The 19,852-nt window shown below is 62.3% G+C and carries 19 protein-coding genes and 1 tRNA gene; 14 read left to right on the top strand and 6 right to left on the bottom strand.

Going from position 1 to position 19,852, the window contains the following annotated elements:
* Positions 1–219: 219 nt before the first annotated feature.
* Positions 220–295, bottom strand: a tRNA-Lys gene (locus tag MTP38_RS01205).
* Between the two features lie 260 nt (positions 296–555).
* Here MTP38_RS01205 and MTP38_RS01200 point away from each other — a divergent pair.
* From MTP38_RS01200 to MTP38_RS01140, 13 genes are all read left to right on the top strand, one after another.
* On the top strand, positions 556–1,782 hold the full coding sequence (locus tag MTP38_RS01200) for a DUF3048 domain-containing protein (protein WP_249233991.1): 1,227 nt from the start codon (positions 556–558) through the stop codon (positions 1,780–1,782).
* An 18-nt stretch (positions 1,783–1,800) separates the two neighbouring features.
* Positions 1,801–2,901 carry a DUF3048 domain-containing protein gene (locus tag MTP38_RS01195; protein WP_249233990.1) on the top strand — a complete coding sequence of 367 codons (1,101 nt, stop codon included), beginning with the start codon at positions 1,801–1,803 and terminating at the stop codon, positions 2,899–2,901.
* A gap of 189 nt (positions 2,902–3,090) precedes the next feature.
* A complete protein-coding gene (gene trxA / locus MTP38_RS01190) occupies positions 3,091–3,399 on the top strand; it encodes a thioredoxin (protein ID WP_249233989.1) in 309 nt (102 codons plus the stop codon).
* Positions 3,400–3,687: 288 nt separating this feature from the next.
* The gene (gene hisG, locus MTP38_RS01185) at positions 3,688–5,286 is read left to right on the top strand and encodes an ATP phosphoribosyltransferase (RefSeq protein ID WP_249233988.1); all 1,599 of its coding nucleotides are present in this window, start codon (positions 3,688–3,690) and stop codon (positions 5,284–5,286) included.
* On the top strand, positions 5,283–6,560 hold the full coding sequence (gene hisD / locus MTP38_RS01180) for a histidinol dehydrogenase (protein ID WP_249233987.1): 1,278 nt from the start codon (positions 5,283–5,285) through the stop codon (positions 6,558–6,560). Before hisG ends, hisD begins: the two co-directional genes overlap by 4 nt.
* 12 nt (positions 6,561–6,572) lie before the next feature.
* Positions 6,573–7,634 carry a histidinol-phosphate transaminase gene (gene hisC / locus MTP38_RS01175; protein WP_249233986.1) on the top strand — a complete coding sequence of 354 codons (1,062 nt, stop codon included), beginning with the start codon at positions 6,573–6,575 and terminating at the stop codon, positions 7,632–7,634.
* Positions 7,635–7,637: 3 nt separating this feature from the next.
* Positions 7,638–8,228 carry an imidazoleglycerol-phosphate dehydratase HisB gene (gene hisB / locus MTP38_RS01170; protein ID WP_227620654.1) on the top strand — a complete coding sequence of 197 codons (591 nt, stop codon included), beginning with the start codon at positions 7,638–7,640 and terminating at the stop codon, positions 8,226–8,228.
* Positions 8,225–8,833, top strand: coding sequence for an imidazole glycerol phosphate synthase subunit HisH (hisH, locus tag MTP38_RS01165; RefSeq protein WP_249233985.1), 609 nt, complete (start codon positions 8,225–8,227; stop codon positions 8,831–8,833). Before hisB ends, hisH begins: the two co-directional genes overlap by 4 nt.
* Before the next feature lie 246 nt (positions 8,834–9,079).
* Positions 9,080–9,799 carry a 1-(5-phosphoribosyl)-5-[(5-phosphoribosylamino)methylideneamino]imidazole-4-carboxamide isomerase gene (gene hisA, locus MTP38_RS01160; protein ID WP_249233984.1) on the top strand — a complete coding sequence of 240 codons (720 nt, stop codon included), beginning with the start codon at positions 9,080–9,082 and terminating at the stop codon, positions 9,797–9,799.
* A gap of 11 nt (positions 9,800–9,810) precedes the next feature.
* Complete coding sequence (gene hisF, locus MTP38_RS01155) at positions 9,811–10,566, top strand: imidazole glycerol phosphate synthase subunit HisF (protein ID WP_249233983.1); 756 nt, start codon at positions 9,811–9,813, stop codon at positions 10,564–10,566.
* Between the two features lie 66 nt (positions 10,567–10,632).
* The gene (gene hisIE, locus MTP38_RS01150; RefSeq protein ID WP_227620650.1) at positions 10,633–11,268 is read left to right on the top strand and encodes a bifunctional phosphoribosyl-AMP cyclohydrolase/phosphoribosyl-ATP diphosphatase HisIE; all 636 of its coding nucleotides are present in this window, start codon (positions 10,633–10,635) and stop codon (positions 11,266–11,268) included.
* Between the two features lie 6 nt (positions 11,269–11,274).
* Positions 11,275–12,099: a histidinol-phosphatase HisJ family protein gene (locus MTP38_RS01145; protein WP_227620649.1), complete on the top strand. Its 825-nt coding sequence runs from the start codon at positions 11,275–11,277 to the stop codon at positions 12,097–12,099.
* A gap of 335 nt (positions 12,100–12,434) precedes the next feature.
* Positions 12,435–13,808: an MATE family efflux transporter gene (locus MTP38_RS01140; RefSeq protein ID WP_249233982.1), complete on the top strand. Its 1,374-nt coding sequence runs from the start codon at positions 12,435–12,437 to the stop codon at positions 13,806–13,808.
* Positions 13,809–13,889: 81 nt separating this feature from the next.
* Here the strand turns inward: MTP38_RS01140 and MTP38_RS01135 are convergent, their stop codons facing one another.
* A complete protein-coding gene (locus MTP38_RS01135; RefSeq protein WP_249233981.1) occupies positions 13,890–14,837 on the bottom strand; it encodes a transketolase family protein in 948 nt (315 codons plus the stop codon).
* Position 14,838: 1 nt separating this feature from the next.
* Complete coding sequence (locus MTP38_RS01130; RefSeq protein WP_249233980.1) at positions 14,839–15,690, bottom strand: transketolase; 852 nt, start codon at positions 15,688–15,690, stop codon at positions 14,839–14,841.
* Positions 15,691–16,097: 407 nt separating this feature from the next.
* Here MTP38_RS01130 and MTP38_RS01125 point away from each other — a divergent pair, with 407 nt between their 5' ends.
* A complete protein-coding gene (locus MTP38_RS01125) occupies positions 16,098–16,634 on the top strand; it encodes an ECF transporter S component (protein ID WP_249233979.1) in 537 nt (178 codons plus the stop codon).
* 64 nt (positions 16,635–16,698) lie between these two features.
* Here the strand turns inward: MTP38_RS01125 and sstT are convergent, their stop codons facing one another.
* From sstT to MTP38_RS01110, 3 genes are all read right to left on the bottom strand, one after another.
* The gene (gene sstT, locus MTP38_RS01120; protein WP_249234701.1) at positions 16,699–17,946 is read right to left on the bottom strand and encodes a serine/threonine transporter SstT; all 1,248 of its coding nucleotides are present in this window, start codon (positions 17,944–17,946) and stop codon (positions 16,699–16,701) included.
* Between the two features lie 275 nt (positions 17,947–18,221).
* Complete coding sequence (locus tag MTP38_RS01115; RefSeq protein WP_249233978.1) at positions 18,222–19,334, bottom strand: dipeptide epimerase; 1,113 nt, start codon at positions 19,332–19,334, stop codon at positions 18,222–18,224.
* 14 nt (positions 19,335–19,348) lie between these two features.
* On the bottom strand, positions 19,349–19,831 hold the full coding sequence (locus MTP38_RS01110; RefSeq protein ID WP_412588840.1) for an N-acetyltransferase: 483 nt from the start codon (positions 19,829–19,831) through the stop codon (positions 19,349–19,351).
* Positions 19,832–19,852: the final 21 nt, after the last annotated feature.

Here is a 19,852-nt window from a genome sequence, read left to right as displayed (position 1 = left end):
CCAAGAGATCTCCTCCTATTTCTCCTGTTCGGGCATAACACCCGAAAGCAGCGGGGCCGCTGCAAAATGATAAATACCCCCAATACTGGACACCCGGTATTGGGGGTATTTACTACAAAAATTTTCAGATTTGTCACATTTTCCAGCCCATTTTCAGCATATAAAAACAGAAAAGCCCACGATTTACGCCGCATTTTCAACGGCCAATCGCAGGTTTTTTGGTGCGCTCGAGGGAACTCGAATCCCTGGCCCTCTGATTAAAAGTCAGATGCTCTACCGGCTGAGCTACGAGCGCATATTTTCAGTTTTGCATATATTGCCGAATAATAATACCACAACCGCGCCCAAAAAGCAAGAGGGAAGTGCAAAAAAGTGGCCTGTGCACCGCCCACAGCGGAACCGTCCGCTTTCTTTTATGAAAAAGGCTCCGGGCCAGCCCTGTGCTCTGGCGGCAACTCCCTCTTTACAAATGGGGCGCAAACCAGTACAATCAAAACAGAACGCACCGCCCCGTCCCGTATGCGGCGGGGCTTTTTGATAGGAGGCTGTTTTATTATGAAGATCTCTCGTCGGTCCGTCCTTCATGTTTCCGGTCTGGCAGCGGCAGCGCTGGCTCTGACCGGCTGCTCTGCGTCCGGCAGCGCCGCGCTGGGCGGCAGACTGCCCGGCCTGCTCAAAGGCCTGCTGGGGAAAGGCGAAGCGGCCGCTTCGTCGGCCCCGTCCGAGGCATCCAGCGAGATGGCCGCCTCCTCGCTGCCCGAGATCGAACAGCCGGAACCCGGCCCCTCCGCCCTGCCCGACTACGACGCCGACCTTCTCACCGGCATCGGGCGCAGCACCAACAGCCGCCCGGTGGCCGTGATGGTGAACAACATCGCCAACTCCCAGCGCCAGAACGCCCGTCCCCAGCGGGGCATCGGCAGCGCCGACCTGCTCATCGAGGCGAAGGTCGAGGGCGGCATCACCCGCCTGTGCGCCGTGTTCAGCGACGCTGACAGCATCCCCGAGGTCGGCCCCATCCGCTCGGGCCGCGACCAGTTCCTTCAGCTGCTCATGCCGTGGAACATCCTCTATTACCACGACGGCGAGAGCATCTTCTGCACCCAGTTCGTCAATGTGTACGGCTACTCCGGGCTGAACATCGGCGGCAAGAGCTACTTCAACACCCCCACCCACCCCATCGTCTCTCATCGGAACAACCGCGGCCGGGACGTTGCCTACGAGCACACCGAGTTCACCTCCGGCAAGGAGATCTGCAAAGCCGCCTCTGATGCCAAGATCAGCCTCTACGCTCCCAGCGAGGGCACCATCTTCCACTTCGCCGACTACCGCACCGACGAGGTGAACAAACTCCCGGGTGAGCCTTCCGCCAAGAAGCTCACCATCCTGCATTCCGAGAGCTACCGCACCTCGTTCAGCTATTCCGCGTTCAGCCACACCTATGCGATGCAGATGTACAATTCCTCCAAGAAGGCCACTGAGAACACCGTCGATGAGTTGACCGGCGCTCAGCTCACCTTCGAGAACGTCGTGGTCTGCTTCGCCGACATGGACGCCTACGCAGGCGACTCCCACGATGTGCAGGAGGTCCGGTACATTCAGGGCGGAAAGGCCTATCTCTTCACCCGCGGCGGCGTGCAGGTGGGCCGCTGGGAAAAGACCTATCCCACCAACCCCCTCAAGCTCTACACCAAGTCCGGCGAGGAAATGACCCTCAACCGCGGCAAGACCTATTTCGCGCTGGTGGACGAGGACGAGCGGAGCAATTTCAGCTACCAGTAACGCTCCATGAGGGACACGATGATGAAACGCATTCGAACCGCGCTCTGCCTCATTTTAGCCGCTGCACTGCTGGCAGGCTGCGCCTTTCTGCCCAGCGAGAGCGAACCGGAGGCCTTGGCGCCTGCCGACCCCCTCACCGGCCATCCGCTGGAATGGCCGGGCCAGCGCCCGGTGGCCGTGACCATCGAGAACAGCACCGCCTCCGCCACCCAGTGGGGCATCTCCTCCGCGTCGGTGGTGCTGGAGGCCCTCACAGAAGCCGGGATGGCCACCGAGCTTTGCCTCGTCTATCCGGCGCTGGCCGCCACCCCCAAGGTCGGGCCGGTGGCTGCCGGACAGGACATCTACTGGCGGCTGTTGGTGGGTCAGCAGCCGCTTCCCGTGCAGCGGGGCGGGGGACAGTTCGACCAGAATTATCTGGACTACTACTCCATCCGCGCCGTGGACGCGCTGGAAGCCGGACGCACCGCGTTCGACTGTGGCAGCGAGTGGAGCAATGCGCCGCTGTGGTACACCAGCGGCAGCGCCGTCTCCAAGGTGCTGGATGCACTGAGCATCTCCGCCGTCCTGACCGAGTCCCGGGTGACGAGCGCTGCATCTGCGGCTGCCGCCAGCGCCTCTTCCGGGTCAGACGCCGTACTGACCGTTCCGGCGCTTCTGCCACAGGAAGAAGACGGCAAGCTGCCCGATGCCACCGCGCCGGACGCCGTGAACGTCCGGGTCTGCTTTGACGACAACAACGCCACCGGCTTCGCCTACGACCCGGACAGCGGCCTTTACCGGATGCTCCACGCCGACGGCACGCCCCAGCTCGACGCCAACAACGGCCAGCAGGCCGGATTCGACAATCTGCTGGTGCTGTTCAGCGCCTCCGCGCTGCGGGACGACGGCAGGACCTACGACTTCGACCTGAGCATGGGCGGCGGCGTCTGGCTCAACGGCGGGCATCTGTGGACCATCACATGGACACAGGGGCAGGACAACACCCTGCTGTTCTACGACGCCGACGGCCGCACCATGAACATCCGGGCGGGCACGAGCTACATCGCCCTCGTCACCAGTGTGACCGGGCAGGAGCTGACCGTCACGAATTCCAGCGGGGAAGAGATCCTCGGATGAACAAAAGGACTGCTGCGTCGCCGGCAAGAATGCCCTGAAGGACATCTGAGCCTGAGACCATCTTTTCCGAAGCCCGGCGCAGGAAGCCCCTGTGCCGGGCTTTTTGTGATTCGGTCACGGAAAAACGCCGCGCTTTGGGGTATACTGTCCCTGTCAGATGAAAAAATACTCTTTCAGGAGGCAGTAAATATGGCAGTCATCACCATCACGAAAGAAAACTTCGACGCTGAGGTGCTCCGGAGCGCCCAGCCCGTCCTGCTGGACTTCTGGGCCAGCTGGTGCGGTCCCTGCCGGATGCTCAGCCCCATCGTGGACGAGGTGGCCGAGGAGCGCACCGACGTCAAGGTGGGCAAGGTGAACGTGGACGAGCAGCCCGAGCTGGCGGCTGAGTTCGGCGTCATGAGCATCCCCACCCTGCTGCTGTTCGAGAACGGCAAGCTGACCCGTCAGGCCGTCGGTGCCCGCCCCAAGAGCGGAGTGCTGGAGCTGCTGGGCTGAGAAAAAGGAACTGCGGGGAGCCGCTGCACAGGAAAATGCTGTGCAGCGGCTCCTTTTTTGCGCTCCCATCATCTCAAAGCGGGCTTTCGTGAAATGATTTCGCCTTTCTGTACAAACGCACAGAAAAATCGTATCATAAAATCGAAAACACGGTCACTTTCACACTTTACAGCTTTACCTTGATAAAGTAAAATAGTCTTACATCAAGGAGCGTCGAGCGTCCCCGGAACGCGGCGGGACGCAGAGGGCCGGTGCAGTCAGGTGTCCGGCAGAAATGAGGAAAAGGGTATGAAATTTGACATCTCCTGCTTGCAGCCGAAGGAGCAGGCTTCCTTTGCGCTGCGGGCGCTGTACGAAGCGGCGGGCTGCCGCAAATATCACATGGGCCGCTTCGAGGAGTACGGGCTGTATCAGGAGAACCGCAGCTTTCTTTCGTCGGAGCAGGTCATCACCTTCACCGATCTGGACGGGCGGCTGCTGGCCCTCAAGCCGGACGTGACCCTTTCCATCGCCAAGACGGCACAGCCCGCCCCGGGCGAGACGCTGCGCTACTACTACCACGAAAACGTCTACCGTCCCTCGGCAGAGAGCCACACTTTTCAGGAGATCGGCCAGATGGGCCTTGAGCTGCTGGGCGAGGTGGGCGAAACGCAGGTGCGGCAGGCCGTGTCGCTGGCGGCCCAGTCCCTCGCCCGGCTGGGAAAGCCGTGGGTGCTGGAAGTGAGCCACATGGGCTATCTGTTCGGCCTGCTGGACGCGCTGGGCGTACCCGAGGCCTCCCGCGCAGCCCTGCTGGCCAAGCTGCGGGCCAAGAACCTTCACGAGCTGCGGGCGGCGGCCTCTGCCGCCGGGCTGGACGAGGCAGGCGCAGAGGCGCTGGCCGGGCTGATGCAGCTCTGCGGCCGCTGCGAAGAGGTGCTGCCTCGGGTGGAAGCGGCCTGCCGGAACCAGCGGATGCGGGCCGCCGCCGCTGAGCTGAACGCCATCGCCGCCGAGCTGAACGGTGCGGACGGAAGCATCCGTCTGGACATGACGCTGGCCGGTGAGATGGAGTACTACAACGGCCTCGTCTTTCAGGGCTATCTGGAGTCCCTCCCCCGTCCGGTGCTCAAAGGCGGGCGGTACGACCTGCTGATGCAGAAATTCACCCCGGGGGCGGGGGCCATCGGCTTCGCAGTCTACCTCGACGAGCTGGACCGCCTGAGCGCCCCGCTGCCGCCGGTGCAGAAGCAGCCCACGGAAAAGCCCATGCTGAACGTGGCCCTGCCAAAGGGCCGTCTGGGCGATAAGGTCTATGACCTTCTGGCAGGCATCGGCTACGGCTGTCCCGAGGACTACAACGCCACCCGAAAGCTGGTGGTGGAGAACCCGGCGGCAGGCATCCGCTATTTTCTCGTCAAGCCCAGCGATGTGGCCATCTACGTCGAGCACGGCGCAGCGGATGTGGGCATCGTGGGCAAGGACATCCTGACCGAGGCCTCCGCCGATGTCTACGAGCTGCTGGACACCGGCCTCGGCAGGTGCCGGATGTGCGTCGCCGCCCCGGCCGACTATCAGGACGACCCCAGCCGCCCGGTGCGGGTGGCCACCAAATTCGTCAACATCGCCAAGAGCTACTATGCATCCATCGGGCGGGACATCGACATCATCAAGCTCAACGGCTCCATCGAGCTGGCCCCCATTCTGGGCCTGTCGGACGTCATCGTGGACATCGTGGAGACGGGCACCACCCTGCGGGAGAACGGCCTGCGGGTGGTGACGGAGTTCATGCCCATCTCGGCCCGCTTCATCGCCAATAAGGCCAGCTACCAGTTCAAGCACCGAGAGATGGACGAGATGCTGGAAAAGCTGCGCGCCGCCCTTGCCGCAAAGGAGGAGAAAAAATGATAAAGCTGTACAACTTCGACGAGCTGAAGCCCGAAGAGATCCTGAACCGCGACATCCGCGCGGAGAAAAACGTAGAGGATGTGGTGGACGGCATCATCGCCGACGTCCGCGCCCGGGGCGACGAGGCCCTGAAGGAATACGCCCTCAGGTTCGACGGGGCAAAGCTCGAGAGCCTCCAAGTGACGCAGGAAGAGATTGAAGAGGCCTTTGCAGGGATGGACGGCTACTTCCTCGAGACGCTGCGGGAGGCCGCAGCCAACATCGAGGCCTTCCACCGCCAGCAGGTGCACAAGAACTTTGTGATGAACGACAAGCCCGGCATCGTGCTGGGCCAGAAATACACCCCCATCGAGAAGGCAGGCGTCTACGTCCCCGGCGGCACAGCGGCTTACCCCTCCACCGTCCTGATGGACGTCATCCCGGCCAAGGTGGCGGGCGTTTCGGAGATCGTGATGACGACTCCCGCAGGGAAGGACGGCAAGGTGAACCCCGTCATCCTCGCCGCCGCGGCCACCGCAGGCGTGACGAAAATTTTCAAGACCGGCGGCGCACAGGCCGTGGCTGCGCTGGCCTACGGCACCCAGACCATCCCGGCCGTCGATAAGATCGTCGGCCCGGGCAACATCTACGTCACCACCGCCAAGCGGAAGGTCTTCGGCAAGGTGGGCATCGACATGATCGCCGGACCCAGCGAAATTCTGGTGCTGGCCGACGGCGGCTGTGACCCCGCATGGGTCGCCGCCGACCTTCTGAGTCAGGCCGAGCACGACAAGCTGGCAAGCCCCGTCCTCGTCACCGACAGCGCCGACCTTGCCAAGGCCGTGCAGGCCGAGCTGGAAGTACAGATCCCCCAGCTGCCCCGCGCTGCCATCGCCCGGGCCAGCGTGGACGACAACGGCAAGATCATCGTCTGCTCTGACCTGCGCAAGGCCATCGAGGCCTGCAACATCATCGCACCGGAGCACCTTGAGGTCTGCATCGACGACCCCTTCAGCGTGCTGAACGAGATCAAAAACGCGGGTAGCATCTTCCTCGGGCGGAACGTCCCCGAGGCGCTGGGGGACTACTTCGCCGGCCCGAACCACACCCTGCCCACCAGCGGCACGGCCCGCTTCTCCAGCCCCTTGGGCGTGGACGACTTCGTCAAGAAGTCCAGCTTCCTCTATTACACCCGGGAGGCGCTGGAAAAGGCCGCACCCCGCATCGCTGACTTCGCCGAGCGGGAGGGCCTGCACGCCCACGCCCGCAGTGTGACCATACGATACGATAAATAAAGGGGGATCATTATGAGCCGTTTTCTTTCTCCCACGCTGGAAGCTGTCACCCCCTACACCCCGGGGGAGCAGCCGCAGGACCAGCAGTACATCAAGCTGAACACCAACGAAAGCCCCTACCGCCCCTCTCCGGCGGTGGTGGCGGCGGTGAGCGAGGCCGAGGTGGAAAAGCTCCGCCTCTACTCCGACCCCGCCTGTGCCGAGCTGCTGCGGACGGCAGCGGCCCACTTCAATTTGCAGCCCGACCAGATCATGCCCGGCAACGGCAGCGACGAGAACCTCTTCTTCGCCCTGCGGGCCTTCTGCGACGAGGCGCATCCGCTGGCCTATGCAGACATCACCTACGGCTGCTACGGCGTCTGGTGCGGCCTGATGCACATTCCCAGCCACATCATCCCTCTGAAGGGCGACTTCGCCCTCGACCCAGCCGACTATTACGGCCTGAACGAGACCATCGTTCTCGCCAACCCCAACGCCCCCACCGGTCTGGCCCTGCCCCGCAGCGCCATCGAGGGCATCCTGAAGGCGAACCCCGACAACGTGGTCATCGTGGACGAGGCCTATGTGGACTTCGGCGGCGAGAGCTGTGTCCCCCTCATCGACCAGTACGAAAATCTGCTGGTCATCCAGACTTTCTCGAAGTCCCGTCAGCTGGCTGGTGCCCGTCTGGGCCTTGCGATGGGCAATGCAAAGCTCATCGCCGACCTCAACCGGGTCAAATTCAGCCTCAACCCCTACAACATCAACCGCCTGACCCTGAAGGCCGGCAAGGCCGCGCTGGAGGATACGGCCTATTTCGAAAAGACCTGTGCCGCCATCGTCGAAACCCGCAGCTGGACGAAGCAGCAGCTGGAAGCGCGGGGCTTCACCGTGCTGGACAGCCGGACCAACTTCCTCTTCGCCTCCACCGGGAAAAAGGGCGGCGGCGAGCTGTATCGGAAGCTGAAGGAAAAGGGGGTGCTGGTGCGCCATTTCGACGCGCCCCGCATCACCGACTGGCTGCGGATCACCATCGGCACGCCGGAGGATATGGAAGCCCTGCTGCGGGCGCTGGATGAAATTTTGGAGGGTTGAGCCATGCGGGAAGTGACCATAGAGCGGAACACGAACGAGACACAGATCGAGCTGACCCTGAACCTCGACGGCGCAGGCCGGTATCAGGTGGACACCGGGTGCGGCTTTCTGAATCATATGCTGGAGCTGTTCGCCCGGCATGGCCGGTTCGATCTGGTGCTCACCTGCCACGGCGATGTGGAGGTGGACTATCACCACACCACCGAGGATGTGGGCATCGCGCTGGGGCAGGCCTTTGCCGAGGCGCTGGGCGATATGCGGGGCATCCACCGGTACGGCAGCTTCTACCTGCCGATGGACGAGGCCCTCATCCTCTGCGCCGTGGACATCTCGGGCCGCTGCACCCTGAACTGGGACATCCGCTGTCAGACCGAGAAGGTGGGCGACTTCGACGTGGAGTGCGCCAAGGAATTCTGGCTGGGCTTTGCCCGCAGCGTGCCCGCCACCGTCCACTTCGTCCAGTTTGCGGGCGAGAACACTCACCACATCTTAGAGGCGGCCTTCAAGGGTGCCGGTCGTGCGCTGGCCGACGCCGTCCGCATCGACGCCGCCCACCGGGACGAGATCCCTTCTACGAAAGGACTGCTGGTATGATCTGCATCATCGACTACGGCGTGGGCAACCTGTTCAGCCTGAAGTCCAGTCTGGCCCATCTGGGGCTGGACGCAGCGGTCAGCGCCGACCCCGCCGACATCCGTGCCGCCGACCGGCTCATCCTGCCGGGGGTCGGGGCCTTCGGGGACGCCATGGCAAAGCTCGAGGCCACCGGCCTTGTGCCGGTCATCAAGGAGGAAGCGGAGAAAAAGCCCCTCCTTGGCATCTGCCTCGGGATGCAGCTGCTGTTTGAAAAGAGCTTCGAATACGGCGAGCACCCGGGCCTCGGCTTTGTGCCGGGGCAGATCTGCCCGCTGGCCCCTGACCTCGGCGATAAGACCCTGAAAGTGCCTCAGATCGGCTGGAACGCCGTCCACATCCTGCACGACGACCCGATTTTCAAGTACGTCCGGGACGGCGAGTATTTCTACTACGTCCACAGCTACTACGGCAAGAACTGCGCCGCCAACACGCTGGCTGTCAGCGACTATTCCCTCCCCGTCACCGGTGTGGTGAAGGCGGGCCGGGTGTACGGCACTCAGTTCCACCCGGAAAAAAGCGGCGACGCGGGACTGCGGCTGCTGCGGGCGTTCAGTGAGTTGTAAACTTAAAGGCGGCTTGCCCTCTCCGTCACCTTCGGTGCCACTCCCGGGTTGCGGCTCCCAGCATCCGCTTCGTGCTTTGATAAGCACTCGCGTCTTGCTGGCCGCGGCCCCAACAACGACTCCCTGTTTCCGCCACTGGCGGCGGTTATCATTGTTGCTCCCAAAGGGAGAGGCTTTTGGCTCCCCCTTTGGGGGAGCTGTCACCGAAGGTGACTGAGAGGGCAAGCCCGCTAAAGGAGAAACGAAATGCAATTATTCCCAGCCATTGACCTGCGGGGCGGAAACGTCGTGCGCCTGACGCAGGGCGACTACGATAAAATGACCGTCTACGGCGAAGACCCCTGCGCACAGGCGCGGGCCTTTCTGGACGCCGGGGCCAAGAACCTCCATGTCGTCGATCTGGACGGCGCGAAGGACGGCACCCTTTCCAACTACGACACCATCGCCGCGCTGGCCAAGCAGGGGGGCTTATACATCGAGGTGGGCGGCGGCATCCGCACCGAGGAGCGCATCGAACGATACCTCTCCCTCGGGGTGGGCCGGTGCATCCTCGGCAGTGTGGCCGTGACGGACTTCGATTTCACGGCCCGGATGCTGAAAAAATACGGCGACAAGATCGCCGTGGGCGTAGACGCCAAGGACGGCTATGTGGCCATCCACGGCTGGAAGGAGGTCAGCGCCGAACCGGGCGTGGCCTTCTGCCAGCGTCTGGCCGAGGCGGGCTGCAAGGCCATCATCTACACCGACATCGCCTGCGATGGCGCGATGCAGGGCACCAACCTCGCCCTCTACCGTCAGCTTGCAAGGGAAGTGCCCGGCGTCGCCATCACAGCCAGCGGCGGCATCTCCTCGGAGCAGGAGCTGCTGGAGCTGGAAGAGATGGGCACCGCCGCCGCCATCCTCGGCAAGAGCCTGTATACCGGCGCACTGGACCTCAGACGCTGCGTTGCGCTGGTGCAGAAGTAAGGAGCTAGACCATGATCACAAAACGCATCATTCCCTGTCTGGACGTCCGCAGCGGGCGGGTCGTCAAGGGCACGAACTTCGAGGGCATCAAGGACGTGGCCGACCCGGTGGAGATGGCCCGGATGTACAACGCGGCCGGCGCGGACGAGCTGGTGTTCTACGACATCACGGCCAGCGCCGAGGGCCGCTCCCTCTTCACCGACATCCTTACCCGGGTGGCCAGCGAGATCTTCATCCCCCTCACCGTGGGCGGCGGCGTCAACACGCTGGACGACTTCGACCGGGTGCTCAAGTGCGGGGCCGATAAGGTCAGCGTCAACTCGGGCGCGCTGAAGGACCCCTCCCTCATCCCGGCGGCGGCGAAGCGCTACGGCGACCAGTGCGTCGTCCTCTCCGCCGACGTCAAACGGGTGGGCGGGCAGTTCCGCGTCTTTGCCAAGGGCGGGCGCGAAGATACCGGCCGGGACGCACTGGAATGGATCAAGTGGTGCGTGGACAACGGCGCGGGCGAGGTCTGCCTCAACAGCATCGACACCGACGGCGTCCGCAACGGCTTCGACCTTGAGATGCTGGACGCCGTGGCGGCCCGGGTGAACGTGCCCATCATCGCCAGCGGCGGCGCGGGCAAAAAGGAAGATTTCCTCGAGCTGTTCCGCCACGAGGGCATCGACGCGGGCCTTGCGGCGGGCATCTTCCACCAGAAGCTGCTCACCATCCGGGCACTAAAGGAGTACTTAAACGAAAATGGTGTGGAAATGCGGCTGTAAATGCTTGCGTTTGCCCGCCGAATACGCTAAACTATAGCTGTCCCCCTGCGGGGAAGGAGAAACATTATGGATCTGAAGTTTGACGAAAAGGGTCTCATCCCTGCCATCGTGCAGGACCACTACACCAAAGAGGTGCTGACCCTCGCCTACATGAACGCCGAGACGCTGGCGCTGACCATCGCGGAGGGCCGGACGGTGTTCTGGAGCCGCAGCCGTCAGGAGATCTGGCGCAAGGGCGAGACCAGCGGCAACGTCCAGCGGGTGGTGTCCATCACCGCCGACTGTGACGCCGATGCGCTGGTGGTGGAGGTCGTCAAGAGCGGCCCCGCCTGCCACACCGGTGCCGAGAGCTGCTTTTTCAACGAAGTGTATGTTTCCCCCGAGCTGAAGCAGTTCAGCTGGCAGGGGCTGTATGACCTCATCAAGGGCCGCAAGACCAGCCCCAAGGAGGGCAGCTACACCACCTACCTCTTCGAGAAGGGCAAGGAAAAGATCCTCAAGAAGGTGGGCGAGGAGTGCACGGAGGTCATCATCGCGGGCGAAAAGGAAGACAAGGCCGAGACGGTCTACGAGATCAGCGATCTGGCATACCATGTGCTGGTGCTGATGGTGCAGGCCGGCATCACGGTGGAAGACGTCACCCGCGAGCTGGAAAAACGTCACGTTATCGACCACAAGGTCAAACAGGAAAGGATGCAGTGATTCACTATGGCAGATTACAAGAAGTCCAGTGTCCATTGTCACTCGACGATGTGTGATGGCAAAAACACCTTACAGGAGATGGCCTCCGCCGCGTGTGCGCAGGGGCTGACCACACTGGGCTTCACGGGCCATAGCTACACCCAGCGCGACCGTGAATACTGCATGAGTCCCAGCCGCACGGCCCAGTACAAGGCCACCATCGCCAAGCTCAAGACCGAGTACAAGGGCAAGGTGGACATTCTCTGCGGCATCGAGTGGGACCTGCTGAGCGAGGACAAGCGCACCGGCTACGACTACTGGATCGGCTCGGCGCACCACCTCTACGGCAAGAACACCGGCAAGTATTACGAAATCGACTTCCGCCCGCAGGACCTGCACGACTGCATCTACGACGACTTCGACGGCGACCCGCTGGCCGCTGTGGAGGCCTACTTTGCCGAGGTGGAGAAGGTGGCGGCCATGGGTCCCGACATCCTCGCCCACATCGACCTCATCAAAAAGCTGAACGCCGACGGCGAGTTCTTCGATGAGGAGGCTCCCCGCTACAAAGCCGCAGCCCTCAAGGCACTGGCTGTGGCCAAAGAGCACGGCTGTCGGCTGGAAGTGAACACCGGCGGCGTCTACCGCGGCTACCGCAAGGACTTCTACCCCGGCGCATGGATGCTGGGCGAGTGGCAGAAGATGGGCGGCCGGGTCATCATCACCTCCGACGCCCACGACATCGGCAGCCTGACCTTCGGCTTCGACGAGGCCGCAGCTGCCATCAAGGCCGCAGGCTTCTCCAGCGTGGACGTGCTGACGGCCAACGGCTTCGAGACGCAGGAGCTGTAACAATCTGAAACGATTCAAAAGGGCTGTTGTACAGCAGGATCAACCTCTCCGTCATTGCTTCGCAATGCCACCTCTCCTACCGAGGAGAGGCCTTGGCATTCCGGAAAGCTTTCCCTCTTCGCCAGAGGCTCCCCTCAGTAGGGGCAACAACGATGACCGCCGCCAGTGGCGGAAACAGGGAGTCGTTGTTGGGGCCGCGGCCAGCAAGACGCAAGTGCTTTTCAAAGCACGAAGCGGATGCTGGGTGCCGCAACCCGGCCTTGTCGAGCGAATGCGAGACTGAGAGGTTGAAGCTGTACAGCAGCTCCTTTTTATGACGATAAAGGAGAATGCCTATGATCCGATCCCCCGCAAAAAAATCGTTTTTCAGCCAGAGCGTGGACCTGATGAACGGCCCCATCTTCCAGAGCCTCGTCATCTTCATGCTCCCCATTCTGGTGTCGAGCCTCTTCCAGCAGCTCTACAACACCGTGGACACCATGATCGTGGGCAATGTGCTGGGTGACACCGCCCTTGCTGCCATCGGGGCCTGCGGGGCCATCTACGAGCTTCTGGTCGGCTTCGGCATCGGCATCGGCAACGGCCTTGCCATCGTCGCAGCGCGCTCCTACGGGGCCGGAGACGACGAGCAGCTCAAGCAGACCGTTGCAGGCTCCATCGTCATCGGACTCATCGCGTCGGCGGTCATCACGCTGGCGGGCGCGATGGGCCTGCACCCGCTGCTGGAGCTGCTGGACACCCCGGCGGAGATCTTTGAGGACGCCTACCGCTACATCATCATCATCGACTACGGCGTCTTCATCATGTTCGCTTACAACCTCTGTGCCGGTCTGCTGCGAGCCATCGGCAACAGCTTCATGCCGCTGGTCTTCCTCATCCTCTCGTCGGTGCTCAATGTCATCCTCGACCTCTGGTTCATCGCCGTGCTGGGCATGGGGGTAGCCGGTGCGGGCGTGGCCACGGTCATCTCGCAGGGAGTGTCGGTGGTGCTCTGCATCCTGTACGTCTTCCGCAGTGCCCGGCTGCTCCTGCCCGAGAAAAAGCACTTCCATGTGGGCAGCCGCCTCTACTGGGAGCTGTTCAGCCAGAGCATCTCGATGGGCCTTATGAGCAGCATCGTCTCGGCAGGCTCGGTGGTGCTGCAATATGGCATCAACGGGCTGGGCACACTGGTCATCGCGGGCCACACCGCCGCCCGGAAGCTCTTTTCCTTCACGGATATGCCTCTGACGGCGATGGCCTCCGCCTGCTCGACGTTCGTATCCCAGAACTACGGTGCGAACCACCCCGACCGCGTCCGGCGCGGGATGCGAGACATCATCCTCTACAGCATCGTGGTGGCCGCCGCCATCACGGTGCTGATGAGCGTGGGGGCAGAATGGATGGTCCGGCTGGTGTCCGGTTCCTCTGAGCCGGTGGTGCTGGAAAACGGCGCACGGTATCTGATCTGGAACGCCCCCTTCTACGCCGTGCTGGGCGTCCTGCTGGCGAACCGGTATGCGCTGCAGAGCATGGGCGAAAAAGTGCTGCCCCTCCTGTCCAGCGTCATCGAATTTCTGGGCAAGATCGTCTTTGTCATGGTGTTCATCCCCCGCTTCGCGTACAACGCAGTCATCCTCTGTGAGCCGGTCATCTGGTGCTTCATGACCGCCGAGCTGATGACGGTCTATCTGCACAATCCGTTCGTCTTTCCGAAGAAGAAAAAATAAAGCATCCTCGCATAAAAAATGAGACAGGCAGCCCCTTCCGGGGAAGCCTGTCTCTTTTTTCTTATGCAGGAAACGCTTGGCTTATCGGCCCAGCATCTCCTTTGCGGTCTTGCAGATGGTGGCGGCGTCCAGACCATACTCGCGCAGCAGATCCCATGCAGGGCCGGAGCAGCCGAACTTGTCCTGCACGCCCACGCGGCGGACGGGGGTGGGCAGCTTCTCGCTCAGAAGCGAGCAGACGGCCTCGCCCAGACCGCCGATGACGTTGTGCTCCTCGGCGGTGACAATCTTGCCGCACTCCTTGGCTGCCTTGAGGATGATGTCCTCATCCAGAGGCTTGATGGTGTGGATGTTGAGGACGCGGGCGTGGATGCCCTCGGCGGCCAGCGTCTCAGCGGCCTTGCGGGCCTCGTTGACCATCAGGCCGGTGGCCACGATGGCGATGTCATTGCCCTCGGTGAGCTGCTCGCCCTTGCCGATCTCGAAGTGGTAGTTGGCCTCGTCGTGGAACACAGGGACGGCCAGACGACCGAAGCGGAGGTAGACCGGCCCCTGCATCTCGTAGGCAGCGCGGACAGCAGCCCGGGCCTCCACATCGTCAGCGGGGCAGATGATGGTCATGCCGGGCAGGCTGCGCATGAGGGCGAAGTCCTCGCAGCACTGGTGGGAAGCGCCGTCCTCACCGACGGAGATACCGCCGTGGGTGGCGCCGATCTTGACATTCAGGCGGGGATAGGCCACGGAGTTGCGGATCTGCTCAAAGGCACGGCCCGCAGCGAACATGGCGAAGCTGGACACGAAGGGGACATAGCCCATGGTGGACAGACCGGCGGCAACGCCCATCATGTTGGCTTCGGCGATGCCGCAGTCGAAGTGGCGGTTCGGGTAAGCCTTGCGGAACATCCCGGTCTTGGTGGCGGCGGCGAGGTCGGCGTCCAGCACCACCAGATCATCATGGCCCTCAGCGGCCAGTGCTTTCAGAGTATTGCCGTAGCTCTCGCGGGTCGCGATCATTTTCACATCTGCCATCTTACTTGTCCTCCTGTTCCAGCGCGGCGTAGGCTGCGTTCAGCTCCTGCATGGCCACAGCGTACTCTTCGTCGTTGGGGCCTTTGCCGTGCCAATCCACAGAGTTGGTCATAAAGGAGACGCCGGTGCCCTTGACGGTGTCCAGAATGATGCAGGTGGGCTTGTCGTTCTCGGCGTGGAACGCCTTGACAGCCGCCTCGATCTGGTCGTAGTCGTGGCCGTTGATGGTCAGGACGTTGAAGTTGAAAGCCTTCAGCTTCTCTTCCAGCGGGGCGCTGTTCATGACCGTCTCGGTCGTGCCGTCGATCTGGAGATGGTTGCGGTCCAGCATGACGCAGAGGTTGGAGAGCTTATAGTGGGCGGCAAACATGAACGCCTCCCAGCACTCGCCCTCTTCCACCTCGCCATCGCCAAGGATGGTGTAGACATTGACCGGCTTTTTGCTGATCTTTGCGCCCAGAGCCATGCCGCAGGCGGCGGACACACCCTGACCCAGACTGCCGGTGGACATATCCACGCCCGGCGTCTCATTCATGTTGGGGTGGCCCTGCAGGTAGCTGCCGATCTTGCGCAGGGTCTTGAGGTCTTCCACCGGGAAGAACCCGCGCTCGGCCAGCGCAGCGTAGAGCGCCGGGGCGGCGTGGCCCTTGGACAGCACCAGACGGTCGCGGTCCGGCTTTTTCGGAGCCTTGGGGTCAACATTCATATCCACGAAATAGAGGTAAGACAGCACCTCGGCGATGTCCAGACTGCCGCCCGGATGGCCGCACTTGGCGCTGTGAGTTCCCTCGATCACGCCCATGCGGATGTGGCAGGCGTGCTTGGCAAGGGTGAGCTTTTCTGCATTTGTCATGATGGTCCTCCCGTATGAACCTCAGAATTTGCAAGGTAACAGCCGCGCAAGGTGCGGCTCCTGCCGCCTCATTGCGCTATAATTCAAGTTTATATTATCTATTCTGTGCAAAAAGGTCAAGCTTCTTCCAGCAAAATGTACACACGCGGTCAAAAACTGCTCCAAACGCATCCTTTTTTGGTCAATTTGCAGTCTGCTTTGCACCGGTCTTGACAAATCCTGCGGCACTCTGCTATAATTTTCACGATTTCCGGCAGGAAGCCGGGCCTGCGGGCCGAAGCCCGCCGCACGCTTATTTTCCGCCGTACTTTTTGCAACAGACGCCATGAAGGGGTCTGCCTTTGGGATGCATTTCCAAGGGCAGCCCCCTTTTTCTGTCCCGGTGCGGCCTGCAAGGAGGAACTCCGATGAAAACGAAACACACCTCTCCGGCCCGCAGCATCGTGCTGGCTGCGCTCTTTCTGGCTCTGGCCTTCGTCCTGCCCATGGTGACGGGCCATGTGCCGCAGGTGGGCAATATGCTCTGCCCCATGCATTTCCCCATCCTGCTCTGCGGCTTCGTGCTGGGCGGGCCGTGGGGTCTGGCTGTGGGCTTCGCGGCCCCGCTGCTCCGCTCGGTGCTCTTCGGGATGCCCCCGCTGTACCCCATCGCCCTCTCGATGGCCTTTGAGCTGGCTGCCTACGGCGCGGTGTCCGGCTGGCTCTACCGCCGGGTGAACCACACGCTGCCCATGACCTATGCTACCCTCGCGGCGGCCATGGTGGCCGGACGCCTCGTTTGGGGCGCAGTCCGCTTCCTGCTGGCGGGCCTCAGCGGCTCCAGCTTCCCCTTCTCGGCCTTCCTGTCCGGCGCACTCTTCACCGCTGTGCCCGGCATCATCGCCCAGCTGGTGCTCATCCCCCTCATCGTCACCGCACTGCAGAAGGCAAAGGTCATCGACTGAGCCTTTTCCGGAAAACGAAACAATGGCTGGAGCCGCGCGGCTCCAGCCATTGTTTTTTTGCACTTTACTTGCGGAGGAAGTCCGGCAGGGGCTTGCCCTGCTTGAGCCACTGGTGATACTCGGCGGTAGCGGCGAACTCCACATCGCCGGCGGAGTTCAGCGCAGTCTCCACAGAATCCTGGATCACGCCGATGATGAAGCCGACGCCGACCATCTGCATGGCCACATCATTGGAGATGCCAAACAGGGAGCAGGCCATCGGGATGAGCAGCAGGGAGCCGCCGGCCACGCCGGAAGCGCCGCAGGCACCCAGAGCGGACATGGCGCTCAGGACGATGGCGGCAGGCAGGGTCACGGGGATGCCCAGCGTGTTGGCCGCAGCCAGCGTCATGATGGTGATGGTGATAGCCGCACCATCCATATTGATGGTAGCGCCCAGAGGGATGGAGACGGAATACATATCCTTATCGAGGCCCAGCTTCTCGCACAGGGCCATGTTGACGGGGATGTTGGCCGCCGAGCTGCGGGTGAAGAATGCGGTCAGGCCCGACTCCTTCAGGCAGCGGAACACCAGCGGATAGGGGTTGCAGCCCAGATAGATAAACATGATGAAGGGGGAGACGATGAGCGCCATGAACAGCATGGTGCCCACCAGCAGGGCCAGCAGCTTGCCGTACTGGGTAAAGATGGCCAGACCGTTGCCCGACACGTTGGTATACACCAGACCCATGATGCCGAAGGGGGCCAGATTGATGATCCAGCGCACCACCTGCGACACCGCATCGGCGGTATCGGCGAGGAACTTCTTGGTGGTATCCGAGCCGATGCTCTTCATGGCGAGGCCGAACATACAGGCCCAGAACAGGATGCCGATGTAGTTGCCGCTCATCAGAGCGCTGATGGGGTTGGCGACAAAGTTGGTGATCAGGGTGCTCAGCACCTCGCCCAGACCCTGCGGCACCACGTCCGACTGAGCAGCGTCTGCCAGAACGACCGACACAGGGAACATGAAGCTCGTAACGGAAGCGATGGCCGCCGCAAGGAAGGTGGTCAGCATATACAGCCAGATGACTGTGCCAAAGCGGCGGTCCAGCTTGGAGCTGCCCTGCGCCAGCGCACTGGCCACGATAACGAACACCAGCACCGGGGCGATGCCCTTCAGCGCGCCGACGAACAGGCTGCCCAGCTCGCCGACCCAGCCCGCACCCGGCACCGCAAGCGCCAGCACCGCACCGATGACCAGACCGGCGACGATGCGAAGGATGAGGCTGACCTCATTGTACTTCTTTGCCACGGCTTTTACGCCATTCATCATATCAAAACACTCCTCCATATGTGTGCGCACGCCGCGCACACTTTTCTGTCTCTTTCCCAAAGACAAGTGTTATTATAGCACACACGGCAGAAAAGTCAAAGGTTTTCCGCAGATATTTCGGGCGGTTCCATCCGATTTCTCCCTTTTCCTCCCGGCCCCGCCGACAAAACTGTATTCGTATCGCATACAGAGTTAAGATATTTCACCCAGCAAGGCAGAAAAATCCCCCGGCAGAGAAACTCTGCCGGGGGAAAGTCATTCTTATTTATTTTTCAGTCGTCCAGATAGGTCACTTTGCCGGGGACGAAGCCCTTGATGCCCATGCCGGGGGCATCCGATACGGTGATGTCCTTCTCGTTGAAGACCGCGCCGCCGAGGATGTGGTCCTCGCTGCAGAGCACCGGGCCGTCCAGATCGACCTTCGTGATGATCTTTTTGGCGCAGGCCAGCTCCACCGCCGCATTGACGGAGATCTTCGCCTCCAGCATACAGCCGATCATGCACTCGACGCCGTAGACCTCCGCCGCCGAGGCGATGCGGAGGGCGTTGGTGATGCCGCCGCACTTCATCAGCTTGATGTTCACAAAGTCCGCCGCGCCGGTCTGCATGATGCGCAGGGCATCTGCGGGGCTGAACACGCTCTCGTCGGCCAGCACAGGCACGCTGGCGTTCCGGGTGACGTACTGCATCCCCTCGAGGTCAGCGGCAGGCACAGGCTGCTCGACGAACTCGATGTCGAGGCCCTTTTCCTGCATCTGGTCGAGGATGCGGACGGCCTGCTTCGCATTCCACGCCTGATTGGCGTCGATGCGGATCCTGACCTCTTTTCCCACAGCCTCGCGGACTGCGGCCAGACGGGCCACATCCAACTCCGGGTCGATGCCCACCTTGACCTTCAGGCAGTCATAGCCCCGCTCGAGGGCCGTGCGGGCGTCCCGCGCCATTTCCTCCGGCGGGTTGACGCTGATGGTGATGTCGGTGACGATATTGCTGCGCGCGCCGCCCAGCATCCGGTAGACCGGGGCACCGTACTTCTGGCCCAGCAGGTCCCACAGGGCCATGTCCACCGCCGCCTTTGCACTGGTGTTGTGCACGAGGGCCTTCTGCACCGCAGCGGTCAGATCCTCGAACTCGTCGAGGTCGCGGCCAAGGATGGCCGGGGCGATGTGGTCCCGGATGGCCCCGATGATGGCCCCAGTGGTGTCGCCGGTGATGACGCCGGTGATGACGCCGGTGGGAGGTGCCTCGCCGTAGCCCACCGCGCCGGTGTCGGTGTGCAGCTCAACGATGACGTCCTCCACGCTGCGCACGGTGCGCAGCGCCGTCTTGAAGGGGACGCGGAGCGGGGTCGAGATGCGGCCCAGCTTTACCTGTGTGATCTTCAATGTCCAGTCCCTCCTTATTCTGCCCGCAGAGGCAGAGTCGCAGACAGCTTCTGATAGGCGATGCGGGGCTTGCCGTCATCCGCTAAGATGATGCCGCAGCGGGCAAAGCCGTTCTTCTCGAGAAGATGCTGCATGATCTTGTTGTCCTCGTGGGTGTCGGCGCGCAGGCTCTCGCAGTGCTCGAGACACCATGTAATGACCTCGTCCGTCACGCCTTTGCGATGGCCCGCCGAGGCCAGCCGGTGGATGGTTCCGTAGGGCAGGGTGTCGTTGAGCCACTTGCCGCCCTCGATCTTTGCATAGGTGGGGTCCGGCCCCAGAATGAAGGCGAACACCGCCTCAAGCCGGCCGTTGACCGTATAGATGAACAGCCGGTTGGCGTCGATGTCCTCTTCCAGCATCTCTCTCGGCGGATAGTCGTCACCCCACTGGGTCGGGTTGCCCGAAGCAGCCATCACCTTCCGGGCACGGGCATAGATGTCTAAGATCTGCTCCAAATCAGAGTGTCTTGCTCCACG

Source organism: Faecalibacterium sp. I3-3-89 (assembly GCF_023347275.1).
Classification (GTDB): domain Bacteria; phylum Bacillota; class Clostridia; order Oscillospirales; family Ruminococcaceae; genus Faecalibacterium; species Faecalibacterium butyricigenerans.
This window is presented reverse-complemented; position numbering and strand designations above follow the sequence as displayed.